Annotated in this window: 10 protein-coding genes and 1 tRNA gene; all 11 read left to right on the top strand. The window is 40.0% G+C overall.

Features of this window, described 5'->3' with window-relative positions; genetic code table 11:
- Positions 1-35: 35 nt before the first annotated feature.
- Positions 36-644, top strand: a complete 609-nt coding sequence (locus tag AB1Z56_RS03080) for a polysaccharide deacetylase family protein (RefSeq protein ID WP_426791048.1) — start codon at positions 36-38, stop codon at positions 642-644.
- The gene (locus AB1Z56_RS03075; RefSeq protein WP_309361594.1) at positions 634-1266 is read left to right on the top strand and encodes a LolA family protein; all 633 of its coding nucleotides are present in this window, start codon (positions 634-636) and stop codon (positions 1264-1266) included. The genes AB1Z56_RS03080 and AB1Z56_RS03075 overlap by 11 nt, the downstream gene beginning before the upstream one ends.
- Entirely contained in the window at positions 1247-1858 is a 612-nt protein-coding gene (locus tag AB1Z56_RS03070; RefSeq protein ID WP_426791047.1) for a hypothetical protein, read from the top strand. Before AB1Z56_RS03075 ends, AB1Z56_RS03070 begins: the two co-directional genes overlap by 20 nt.
- A gap of 68 nt (positions 1859-1926) precedes the next feature.
- Positions 1927-2304 (top strand): hypothetical protein, encoded by a 378-nt coding sequence (locus tag AB1Z56_RS03065; protein ID WP_309361598.1) that lies wholly within the window; start codon positions 1927-1929, stop codon positions 2302-2304.
- Positions 2305-2306: 2 nt separating this feature from the next.
- Entirely contained in the window at positions 2307-3479 is a 1173-nt protein-coding gene (locus AB1Z56_RS03060) for a DUF2062 domain-containing protein (protein ID WP_426791046.1), read from the top strand.
- Between the two features lies 1 nt (position 3480).
- A complete protein-coding gene (locus AB1Z56_RS03055) occupies positions 3481-7107 on the top strand; it encodes a 1-acyl-sn-glycerol-3-phosphate acyltransferase (protein ID WP_426791045.1) in 3627 nt (1208 codons plus the stop codon).
- Positions 7100-8641, top strand: coding sequence for a phytoene desaturase family protein (locus tag AB1Z56_RS03050; protein WP_309361604.1), 1542 nt, complete (start codon positions 7100-7102; stop codon positions 8639-8641). The genes AB1Z56_RS03055 and AB1Z56_RS03050 overlap by 8 nt, the downstream gene beginning before the upstream one ends.
- Positions 8595-10262, top strand: coding sequence for a C45 family autoproteolytic acyltransferase/hydolase (locus tag AB1Z56_RS03045; protein ID WP_426791044.1), 1668 nt, complete (start codon positions 8595-8597; stop codon positions 10260-10262). Before AB1Z56_RS03050 ends, AB1Z56_RS03045 begins: the two co-directional genes overlap by 47 nt.
- On the top strand, positions 10259-11551 hold the full coding sequence (locus AB1Z56_RS03040) for a phenylacetate--CoA ligase family protein (protein WP_426791043.1): 1293 nt from the start codon (positions 10259-10261) through the stop codon (positions 11549-11551). Before AB1Z56_RS03045 ends, AB1Z56_RS03040 begins: the two co-directional genes overlap by 4 nt.
- Positions 11552-11739: 188 nt before the next feature.
- Positions 11740-11811 (top strand) — tRNA-Arg (locus tag AB1Z56_RS03035).
- A 109-nt stretch (positions 11812-11920) separates the two neighbouring features.
- Positions 11921-12088 (top strand): hypothetical protein, encoded by a 168-nt coding sequence (locus AB1Z56_RS03030; protein WP_309361611.1) that lies wholly within the window; start codon positions 11921-11923, stop codon positions 12086-12088.
- Positions 12089-12152: the final 64 nt, after the last annotated feature.

Genomic DNA, 12152 nt, shown 5'->3' with positions numbered 1-12152 from the left:
CTTGGGGAGCCTTTAACTTGCGTTTAAATTTCTTTATGCCATCGACAACGAAGGGTCAGCAGCATACACGTCAAATAGCGATCACCTTTGATGATGGCCCTAGCCCCTTTACATTGGAAATATTAGATCTACTCGATCAGTATCAAGCCAAGGCAAGTTTTTTTTGCATTGGTTCGCAGATATTGTGCTACCCGGAGATCGCAAAAAAAATTGTCGAAAAAGGTCATGTAATCGCCAATCATAGCATGAACCATCCCAATCAAATGGGCTTTCTTTCAAGCCGAAAAGTCCGTATTGAAATAGAAGTGGCAAATCGGGCTATTGAAACAACGACCGGAAAAAGAGCCTTGCTTTATCGGCCTCCATTTGGTGTCAGCAATCCACACATTGCAAAAGCATTGCAGGATTGCAATTTGAAATCCATCGGCTGGAATATTCGTTCACTGGATACTTTAAATTTAGATGAACACCAGATCTTTGCTCGCATCAAGAAAAGATTAAGCCCGGGCAGCATTGTCCTCTTGCACGACACCTCCGAAAAAACAGTCCATGTCGTTAAAAGTTTATTAATAGAATTGAAGGCTAACAAAATAGAAGCCGTAAATTTAGAAGATTTATTAAATCAAAAAGCATATGAAAACTAAGCTCATTATACTCATCGTCTCTATATTTCACATGACGCTTGCCAAAGCACAGGAAACAGCCATGTCAGGTGCTGAAATAACGAGTTTCAAACAAACCGTAATTTCCGAAGCACAAAAGATAAAAACATTAAAAACGGATTTCATACAGTACAAGCACTTGGATTTTCTTTCCAAGGAAATCACATCAAGCGGATCCATGTTATTAAAAAATCCAGACAAGCTGCTATGGAAATACAATACCCCTATTCAATATGGAATCCTTTTTAAGGACAATAAGGTATTGGTGAATGATCAGGGTAAAAAGAATAAAGTAGATCTAGGCAACAATAAGAAATTCGAAAAAATCAACAAAATGATTATCGGAAGCATCAGCGGTGATCTTTTTGCAGCCAATGACTTTACGATCACATTCCACAAAAATCGGAATCAACGGATTGCTAAGCTTTCACCCAAAACGAAGGATCTATCCGCCTATATTCAAACGATCATTCTATACTTTAACGATCAACAATCGACAGTTTCGGAAGTCCAGTTGATTGAACCATCAAAAGATTATACAAAAATTGTTTTCAAAAACAAGCAGATCAACCAACCCATCAGCGATGCGTCATTTAGTTTTTAGTCTATTACTTTTATTGCTTTTGGCAGGCTGTAAAGTATACTACCCTAATGGTAAACAGCATTATAGTACAATAGATACCACTGTTCAAAACCCTTATTTTTCGGAGCTGAATGAGGAGCGATTATATCGGGCTACGATCCACTTTTACGGAAAAGAGCTTACGGGGATGTTTGTAGCTAAAAGAATAAGTCAGGACGATCATCGCATTGTGCTAACTTCTGATTTGGGAAATACCTTATTTGACATAACGATTTCAAAAGATCATCATGTGGTCAATTATGTTATGCAAGACCTCAATAGAAAGATTATTCTCAACACCTTAATTAGGGACTTCAAGGCTTTAACACAGCCAGATTATCATATTGATCATCAAAATTTAACACATCGTGAGTTCCTAAGCATTCATGCAGACAGGCGGTATTTTCTAACGATCGATGATCAAGGCATCTTATCCAGCATCGAAATAGCCTTCAAGTATAAAACGAAGTTTGAAATTCAGTTCAAAACGGATTCCCTGGGGAAACTTGACCGCTTTCAGATCAAACACCATGGCATCAAACTGAATATGGATTTTGTGAATATTCCATTTTAACTGACTTGACACATAAGTCAGAGAATGAAAAAATTGCATATAAAAGGTAATTTATCTAAGTTTGAAACATGGTTTTAGCAGACTTTTATAACATACTCGATCGTCAGGTAAGGGAAAATGGAAAGCATTTGCTGGAAATACGTATTCATCCAGATCATCCGATTTTCGGGGGCCATTTTCCGGGAAGGCCCGTAACACCAGGGGTATGTATGTTACAGATCATAAAAAATACAGCTGAGGATATATTGCAGGCAAAAATACGTATGCATTCAGCCAAAAACATTCGTTTTTATGCCATAATAGATCCCACTGTTCAGCCAATTGTCAAGCTAGAATTGGTGATTCAGGAAACCGAAACAATACAGATCAAGGCTAATTGTTCTTTCGAGGATACCCTTGCGCTTAAAATGGAACTCAATTTTTACCGCTCTTATCCTGTTTTGTAGCCATGCCCAATTCGCAAACCCCGAGCCAATCTATGATCCCTGCCCCTGTATGTGTGCTTATTCCCACCTACAACAATGCAAAAACGCTGCGGCGAGTTTTGGACGGCGTTTTGGTCTATACCAGACAAGTTATTGTTGTCAATGATGGCTCGACGGATTCAACAGCTTTAATTTTAGCAGATTACCCCTTCATTACAGTTCAGCATCTCGAAAAAAATTCCGGAAAAGGCAAGGCCTTACGAAAAGGTTTTGAGATCGCAAAAGCACAAGGTTTTCAGTACGCTATCACAATTGATTCGGATGGACAGCATTTCCCCGACGATATTCCGGTATTTCTAAATGCCCTCCAACAAAGTGATGGAAATATTCTATTGATTGGTGAGCGCCAAATGGATCAAGCCGGAATACCGAAGAAAAGCAGTTTCGGCAACAAGTTTTCTAATTTTTGGTTTTGGTTTGAGACTGGGATAAAACTTGCCGATACCCAGTCTGGATATCGATTATACCCTTTGGAAGGCATACCTAAAAAACTATATACCAACAAATTTGAGCTTGAAATTGAAGTTATTGTTCGATCTGCATGGAAGAATATCGAGGTCAAAAATGTCCCTATTAAAATTCTTTATGATCCGAATGAACGGGTTTCTCATTTTAGGCCGTTTAAAGATTTTACACGAATTAGCATTCTCAACACCGTTTTGGTTTTAATTAGTCTCCTCTACATATTTCCAAGAAATGCTTTTCGAAGTTTCAAAAAAAAAAGCTTTAAGGATTTTCTAAAAGAAGATATTCTGGGAACGAATGATTCCGACTTTGTTAAATCAATTTCGATAGCATTGGGTGTGTTCATTGGGATTGCCCCCATTTGGGGATTTCAGTCTTTTTTATCAATTTTTCTTGCCTCTGTCTTTAGGCTTAATAAGGGTCTTTGTTTTGCCTTTTCAAATGTCAGCATCCCGCCTATGATCCCATTGATTATTTGGGGATCGATAGAGACAGGGAAATTATTTATTCCCAGCGCCAAACCGTTATTGGATTATAACCACATAGATTTTCAAGCTATTTCCGAACATTTTTTACAATATGTGCTGGGCAGTCTCTTCCTGGCTTTAATGGCCGCACTCCTATTTGGGTTTTCCTCTTTTACATTATTGCGGTTTAATCAACGACGTTAATATGCAGTATTATTTTTATCAGCTTTATCTATTTTTCAAGAAGAAACCTTATATCGCCTGCTTAGTTGCTCTGCTCTTTTTGGCTGCAACAGGATATTTCGCGCTAAAACTAAAATTTGAAGAAGATATTACGCGGATTATACCTCAAAACGAACGGACAAATGAGATGGCCAAAATATTGGCCCAGCTTAAATTTTCGGATAAAATAAGTGTCATTATCGAGCGGGAAAAGGCTGCTACAATTGACGATATGGTTGAAATGGCCAATTCCTTTTCAGATAGCATCGTATCACTTGCCCCCTACTACCAGAGCATACAAGGGCAAATCAGCGATGAGGAGATGGAAAGTACCATGCAATTTGTATACCGACAGTTGCCGACATTATTGGACGAGAATGATTACAAATCCATAGCAGATCGCCTCCCTGTTGATAGTATCACGCAAACAGTCGAAGCCAATTATGCTGCATTAATTTCACCTACGAGTATCGTCGCAAAATCTTTTATACAGCGAGATCCCCTGGGAATTGGCTTTATGGCGCTTAAAAAATTCCAAAAGCTCAGTATTGCCGGTGACTTTCAACTTTACAATGGCTACATTTTTACAAAAGATTCAAGCAAGCTACTATTGTTTATTAATCCCAAATATTCGGGTTCGGAGACCGAACATAATGCGATTTTCGCTGGCAGGCTAGAGCAGATGAAAAGTGAGTTAAACAAGCGCTACCTAAACAAGTCCAAACTCAGTTACTTTGGGGCATCCCTAGTTGCCGTAGCCAATGCCAAGCAGATCAAAACGGACATCCAAGCGACTATACTCATTTCGATGAGTTTATTGATGCTCATTTTGATTCTCTTCTATAAGAAAATACAAATTCCAATCATCATCTTTATTCCCTCAATCTTTGGAGCCTTGCTCGCGCTGGCATTTTTATACTTTCTGCGTGGTACCATTTCAGCCATTTCGATCTCTATTGCTGCAGTTTTAATCGGTATTACCATCGACTATGCCCTGCATATCATGACGCATTTCAAGCAAACGCAGGATATCAGACATCTGTATAAAGAAATCACCAAGCCAATCCTGATGAGTGCAGGTACAACCGCAGTCTCGTTTCTTTGCTTGCTCTTCGTCAATTCGGAAGCCTTAAAAGATTTGGGAATATTTGCTTTCATTGCTATTCTATTCTCGGGAATCTTCTCGTTGGTACTTATACCGCATATCTATAAACCAAATATAAAGACGCTGGATGATAAAAATCATCTGATCGATCGGATTTCCGCATTTAGCTTTGAACAGAATAAACCTTTACAGCTATTTAGTTATTTATTGTTAGCTGTGAGCTTATTTACTTTTTGGAAAGTAGGCTTCAACAAAGATTTATCCGCACTAAATTTCTTCCCAAAAGAATTACAGGAAGCGGAGTACAAACTTGAAAATTCAGCACAGCAGCAAAATAAGTCTCTATTTCTGATCAATTACGGCAGCAATATTGACCAGGTCCTTTCAGATAATTCAGTATTATATCACAAGTTACAACAAGATACAAGCATAATCGCTGTCAATTCCATTGGCGAAATCGTCCTATCAAAAAAGGATCAGGAGGCGAAGATTGCCCAATGGAATTCCTTTTGGACCGATGGTCGTAAAAAGGAAATTCGGGAGAATCTTATCCGTTCAAGTGCTGCTTTTGGCTTTAAGCCCGATGCTTATCAAGCATTTTTTATGCTCCTGGACCAGAAATTTTCAACAGCCTCACTGGATGATTATCGCGAGCTCAACCAGGGTATGCTGGCGGAGTATCTGAGTTCAAAAGATGGCTTCTTTACCACAAATACCATTGTAAAAACTTCGGAAGGAGACCGCGAAAAATTGATTAGACAGTTTAATGGGAAAAGTACGGTTGTCATTGATCGCAAAGAAATGAATGAAACCTTTTTGGGACAGCTCGTCAATGACTTTAACACCTTAATTAATTACAGCTTTGTAGCCATATTTGTTATTCTTTGGCTGTCGTTTCGCCGAATCGAACTGACATTGATAAGCATGGTGCCTATTGTATTGACAGGTTTGGTTACAGGCGGTTTAATGGGCTTATTTCACCTCGAATTCAATATTTTCAGTACCATTGTCTGCACACTCGTATTCAGTCACGGGGTAGATTTTGCAATCTTTATGACTGCGGCCTTGCAAAAAGAATACAGTACTGGCAAAGATGAAATGCCTACATACCGCACTTCCATTCTCCTTGCTGTATTAACGACAATCTTAGCCATCGGCGCCTTAATTTTCGCCAAACACCCGGCATTAAAGTCCATTTCAGCGGTTTCCCTGCTTGGTGTTACAGCGGCTGTTTTAAACACTTTTGTTCTTTATCCGCTCGTTTTTAGGTTTGTATTTCGCCGCAGGCCTTCCCAAGGTCTATCCCCGATTACTTTGCGGCTGCGCTTGATTTCAGCATTTTCCTTTAGCTACTATATCATCGGAAGTATTCTTTCAGGTCTTCTCTTTAGTTTGGTTTCTAACAGAGCTTGGATGACAAGGATCATGTCCCGTTTTGGAGACTCTGTATTAAACTCCAACCCTTTTGTCAAGAAACAGGAATTCAACCCACACGGCGAAGACTTCAAAAAACCAGCGATTATCATAGCCAATCACAATTCGTTATTGGATACCCTTCTTATTGGGCGTCTATTGCCAAAATGCGTATTTGTGACCAACGAATGGGTCTACAAATCACCTGTTTTTGGCCGTGTCGTTAGACGTGCAGGCTTTTTAATGCTCGACGAAGATTTAGAAAAATCTAAAAATATATTAAAGCAACGCATCGATGCAGGATATTCGATTGCGATTTTTCCAGAAGGAACGCGATCGGCAACAAATGATGTACAGCGGTTTCACAAAGGAGCATTTTATATTGCAGAACAACTGCAATTGGATATTCTCCCAATTTATATACATGGAGCCGCTGATGTCTGTCCAAAAAGGGATTTTATCATTTATGATGGAACACTCAGTACAGTCATCGGTGAAAGAATCCGACCGGCTGACCGAAGATTTGGAGACAGCTACTCCACACGATGTAAAGCTATCAGTGGATTATTCAAACAACAATTTGCTGAAATCAGAAAGCAGTTTGAAGGTCCAGCTTATTTTAGAGAAAAACTCAGCTTAAACTATCGGTATAAAGAAACCGAAATCGAAAAATTGAGCTTAAACGAATTCGATCTTCATCAGTCGTCTTATGCTGCATGGAATAATTTGATTGCAGCAAATGCAAAAATTTTGCATATTGGAAACAATTATGGTCATATTGAATTTTTGTTGACGCTGCAACAGGCGCAGCGGCGGGTCGAAACATTTATCCCTGATCCCGAAAAACGCGCTATTGCGGCCAACACGTATCTAAAACAAAAACGTAAATTGACCTATCTGAATCATCTGACAGAAAACGCATTGCATTTTGATGTGCTGATCTGGGGCAGTAACGATCAAAAGTTTGAAATTACAGATTCGATACATACTATTGTATGTTATGATTTTACAGAAAAACCCAGTTACATTGGTTTTGAAGAAGTATTTAGCGATCAATACAGTTGTATATTAAAAAGAAGAATGAATGGATAAGGTCTACGATAGTGTCATTATTGGTTCCGGTCTCGGAGGTCTAGTTACCGCAGTTCTTCTCGCCAAATTTGGACGCAAAGTTTGTGTCATTGAAAAAAACAATCAATACGGGGGCAATTTACAAACTTTTGTCCGGGACAAAGAGATCTTAGACACGGGTGTTCATTATATCGGAGGCTTAGGTGAGGGCGAAAATTTGTATAAATATTTCGACTATCTGGGAATTATGAAAGATCTATCGATCCAACGCATGGGCCTTGACGAATATGATCGGATTTCATTTGAAGGAAATCCCATCAATTATCCGCATGCCCAGGGATACGAGAATTTTATAAGCCAATTACTACCTTATTTTCCAGAGGAAGAACAAGCTTTAACAGACTATTGTGAAAAAATACAGGAAATCTGCAATTCTTTTCCAATGTATAACCTTCGCAAAAGCTTTGGTTTCAATGAAGCTATTCTGGGGATATCATTAAAATCCTTCCTTGATGACTTAACGGATAACGAACTTCTTAAGGCTGTTCTGGTCGGGTCTAACTTCCTTTATGTCGCAAAAGAAGGAAGCACGCCGCTCTATGTTCATGCCCTGACCATCAACTCCTATATCCAATCCGCTTGGCGCTGTATAAACGGCGGCAGCCAAATTGCCAAGTTATTGATTCGCCAATTGCGAAAATATGGTGGCGACATCATCAAAAATAAGGAAGTCATTGCGGTAGAAATGGACGATCAGCTGATCAAAGCAGTACGTACCGATGACCAGCAGCTGATCTATGCAAAGGAATTTGTTTCGAATATCAACCTCCAGCATACTTTTGCTATGTTGCCCGAAAGATTTCAAAAACAAGCCTATGTCAAGCGTATACAAGGCTTACCGCTGAGCCCTTCAGTTTTTTCCGTTTATATTGTTTGTAAAGAAGGTTATATCCCCTATCAAAATTATAATATTTACCATTATAAAACTATAGCTTCTGTTTGGTATGATCGGGGGCAATCTCCTTTGGTCATTTCCATGAGCTGCAACAGTGAAAATCAGGACTATTGCAGTACAATGACGGTGATGTGTTACATGACCGCAAACGAAGTACAAGAATGGCATGAGACTTTCAACCGATCCATTATCCAACAGTTAAGTAGCCGCGGAGAAACGTATGAGGCTTTTAAAACCGCGAAAGCAGCGGAGATTATCGAAGAACTCCAACTGCTGTTTCCGAATATTAAAGCCGCTACCCGTTCCATTCATACTTCTAGCCCGCTAAGCTACCGTGACTTTATAGGCGCTGAAGAAGGAAACATGTATGGGTATTTAAAAGAATATAAGCATCCACTGAATAGTTTAATTTCCACGAAAACGAAGGTTAAGAATTTATTTCTGACAGGCCAGAATGTCAAAATGCATGGCGTATTGGGTGTTACGATTACAGCCTTCTCCTGCTGCTTAATGATGCTTGGAAAAGAATTTGAAGATGATCTATTTAAAGAGAATGATGAAAAGGTATTGGCTGGCGATCTGGATAGCATCACTGTTTAGCTCCTGCGCGCTAAACGGTGCTCTAAAAGAAAAAGCTAGATTTAAGCAACTAGAGATCCCAAAATTAAAGCTAGCTGATTCAATGGACAATTACCTTGCAATAGACAGCAGCTTTCTATTCCATAATGCACAAGGTTTATGGGAACTCTATGTTGGTGGCAATCCAATCGAAATCGGTTTAAAAACAGGTATATTGACCAAGTCCCTATATGCTTACCAGGAGCGGGCTTTTTTTACTAAGATCCAAGAGTTTATCCCTTCTGAGCGCAAGCAGAGATGGATGATGCGATTGACGAAGATTTATAACCGGAACATCCATAAATACATCCCCTTAGAATATAAAAAAGAGATTTTTGGATTGTCAAATTATGCCTCTTCAAATTACAATGGACTGATGGATCCCTATCAGCGTAATTTATTTCTTCATGGGGCACATGATCTAGGCCATGCCTTTCAGGACCTCGCTTTGGTCGGTTGCTCCTCCTTAGCGGCATGGGGATCAAAATCGGCAGATGGTGAGCTTATAATAGGTCGAAATTTCGATTTTTACGCAGGCGACGATTTTAGTCACAACAAATTAGTCTCTATTGTGCAACCTGATTCAGGTTATTCGTTTCTTTCCGTGGGCTGGGCTGGCATGATCGGTGTCGTCTCTGGCATGAACAGTGAGGGCCTGACAGTTACCCTCAATGCGGGAAAATCGTCTATTCCCTGGGCTGCAAAAACGCCTATATCTATTGTTGCCAGAGAAATACTTCAGTATGCCCGCAATTTTAAGGAGGCCATTGCCATTGCGAAAAAATACCCCATTTTCATTTCAGAATCACTGATGATCGGCTCCGCAGCGGAAGGTCGCGCCATTTTGATTGAAATGTCGCCCCATAAATTTGATGTATTTGAATCGGACAATGCAGATTATCTACTATGTACAAATCATTTTCAGAGCAACGCCTATCAGTCGGATAAGCGCAACCAAAAGCAGATTGAAGAAAGTCACAGTGCATATCGATATGAACTGCTAACCGAGCAATTGCAACAGCAGGATAAACTTACAGCTCCTAAAGTCGCAGCTATATTGAGAGATCGCAATGGATTAAAAAATAAAGAAATCGGCTATGGCAATGAAAAGGCCTTAAATCAGTTATTGGCTCATCACGGAATCATTTTCCAACCACAAAAACGCCTGGTATGGGTATCTGCCAATCCCTATCAGCTTGGGGAATTTGTCTGTTATGACCTCAATAAGATCTTTGCAAGCCATACCCATCGGGCAGCTTATTCCTTGGCCAATACAGCATTAAATATTCCACAGGATACGTTTTTAACGAGTAAAGCCTATCGCGATTATGAGGACTACCGTAAACAAGATCGGGTAATAGACCGTAAGCTGAAATCAGATGAGAAGATTACTGAGTCAGAATGGCAAGAATACCAAAAGCTCAATCCGCTGTTTTGGGCAGTCTATTATAAGAGAGGAAAGTATTACTTTGAGCAAAAGCGCTTTGGGGAAGCATTAAAGCAATTGCAACAGGCCGACTCTTGCGAAGTGACCACACTGGCTGACCGCAAAAATATTGCTTCATATATCCATAAAATTGAGAAGAAAGGAGATAATCGATGATCCCAACTATAGAACAAGCAAGTCTGGAAGAAATTAAGCTTTTTCAAGACCAAAAACTAAGCGATGTTTTAAACTATTTGAATACTTATTCAACCTACTACAAAAGTCTGTTTCAACGAGAAGGCATTGATTTGCAGCGCATCCGCGGCACGCAGGACCTCCACCTTCTTCCGACAACTTCCAAAGAACAGCTGCAACAGTTTAACTGGGATTTTCTATGTGTTCCCGAAGAGGAGATTATCGACTTCTCAACAACTTCCGGCACCTTGGGTAGTCCTGTTGTGTTTGGATTGACAGATGCCGATCTTGATCGTCTGGCTTACAATGAGATGATTTCTTTTGAGCGGGTAGGCATTAAAAAAGGCGATCGGGTACAAATTATGACGACCTTGGACCGCCGTTTTATGGCTGGTTTGGCCTACTTTCTCGGACTCCGCAAGATTGGAGCGGGCATACTCCGTATTGGAGCTGGAATACCACAGATGCAATGGGACTCAATTCAGCAGTTTAAACCCAAGTTTCTTGTCGTCGTACCATCCTTCTTACTCAAAATGATTGCTTATGCCGAAGAACATAACATCGACTACAACAACAGCTCTGTAAAGGTAGCCATTTGTATAGGTGAAAATCTCAGAACCGCTGAACTGGGGGATAACCAACTCGCAAAACGAATTCAGGAAAAATGGAATATTGCCCTCTACTCCACCTATGCTTCTACTGAAATGAGCTCGGCATTTACAGAATGTGAAGCATTCGCAGGAGGCCACCAACATCCGGCCTTAATCATTACCGAAATATTGGACGACAAGGGTCTGGCAGTCGCAGATGGTGAGCTGGGCGAATTGGTCGTAACGACATTAGGAATAGAAGCTATGCCCCTATTGCGCTATCAGACCGGCGATATGGTCAGGCGTCATGCTGCTCCTTGCACATGTGGCAGAAACTCCTATCGAATCGGCCCTGTTGAAGGCCGAAAACAGCAAATGATTAAGTATAAAGGCACCACCTTGTTTCCGCCGGCTATGTTTGATGTATTGGCCAGCTATAAAGAAATTGAACAATATCAGATAGAAATATCCAGCACTGCAGTTGGTACAGACGACATCCGGATTTTAATCGCTGCCAAGCAACAAAATAGTGCGCTATTAAAAGAAATCAAAGATAGTTTTCAGGCCAAACTGCGCGTAATTCCCAACGTGGAGTTCGAACGTGAAGAAATTTTGATCAGCAAAATTTACAATCCGCTTAGCCGAAAACCTATTTATCTAGTGGATAAACGGGACCAGTAAGCATCGTCAGCAAGATATTAAGCATTCATATACAAATCATTAGTACCAGCTTAAAAAAATGAAGAATTAGAGAAATCTAAATGTAAAAATACTGACGATAAAAAGCACTAAAAATTGCCTGCTAAAAGATTAAATTTTATCGCAAAGATTATTTGTTAGATCTAGAAAATAATATATCTTTGCGAGACGTTCCCGTAGTTCAATGGATAGAATTTCAGATTCCGGTTCTGACGATGTGGGTTCGACCCCCGCCGGGAACACAGATTAAAATGGACCCCACTTTAATTTAAAGTGGGGTTTTCTTATGATTTCACTTCGCGATGGCTAAAATGCCAACTAGCCTGTACAATTTGCCAGAAAAATTACAATATGAGCTTCTATAAGGCATACATCCGTCTCGCAAAGCCTAAGAAAAAATTGTCAGTGCAATATATCGATAGGACGTTTTTATATTATGGTGGTGCAGAGTCCAAAGTTGCTGTGGCAATTTATGATCCGCGCCATCCTGGTGCACTGGATCTTATGCCAGGATTGTAAAATGAGAGCGTCAGGAAAAACGAGAAATTGTCCCTGAGCCTGTATTTTGTTCGTATCGTATTCG

The sequence above is a fragment of the Sphingobacterium sp. WOUb80 genome, from assembly GCF_050058145.1.
Lineage (GTDB): Bacteria > Bacteroidota > Bacteroidia > Sphingobacteriales > Sphingobacteriaceae > Sphingobacterium.
The sequence above is the reverse complement of the archived record's forward strand: the minus strand, read 5'-3'. Positions and strand labels throughout refer to the sequence as shown.

Bases quoted from the DNA above. Each gene is read 5' to 3' on its own strand.
- AB1Z56_RS03080 (WP_426791048.1), top strand. From the start codon at position 36: ATGCCATCGACAACGAAGGGTCAGCAGCATACACGTCAAATAGCGATC.
- AB1Z56_RS03075 (WP_309361594.1), top strand. From the start codon at position 634: ATGAAAACTAAGCTCATTATACTCATCGTCTCTATATTTCACATGACG.
- AB1Z56_RS03070 (WP_426791047.1), top strand. From the start codon at position 1,247: ATGCGTCATTTAGTTTTTAGTCTATTACTTTTATTGCTTTTGGCAGGC.
- AB1Z56_RS03065 (WP_309361598.1), top strand. From the start codon at position 1,927: ATGGTTTTAGCAGACTTTTATAACATACTCGATCGTCAGGTAAGGGAA.
- AB1Z56_RS03060 (WP_426791046.1), top strand. From the start codon at position 2,307: ATGCCCAATTCGCAAACCCCGAGCCAATCTATGATCCCTGCCCCTGTA.
- AB1Z56_RS03055 (WP_426791045.1), top strand. From the start codon at position 3,481: ATGCAGTATTATTTTTATCAGCTTTATCTATTTTTCAAGAAGAAACCT.
- AB1Z56_RS03050 (WP_309361604.1), top strand. From the start codon at position 7,100: ATGGATAAGGTCTACGATAGTGTCATTATTGGTTCCGGTCTCGGAGGT.
- AB1Z56_RS03045 (WP_426791044.1), top strand. From the start codon at position 8,595: ATGATGAAAAGGTATTGGCTGGCGATCTGGATAGCATCACTGTTTAGC.
- AB1Z56_RS03040 (WP_426791043.1), top strand. From the start codon at position 10,259: ATGATCCCAACTATAGAACAAGCAAGTCTGGAAGAAATTAAGCTTTTT.
- AB1Z56_RS03030 (WP_309361611.1), top strand. From the start codon at position 11,921: ATGAGCTTCTATAAGGCATACATCCGTCTCGCAAAGCCTAAGAAAAAA.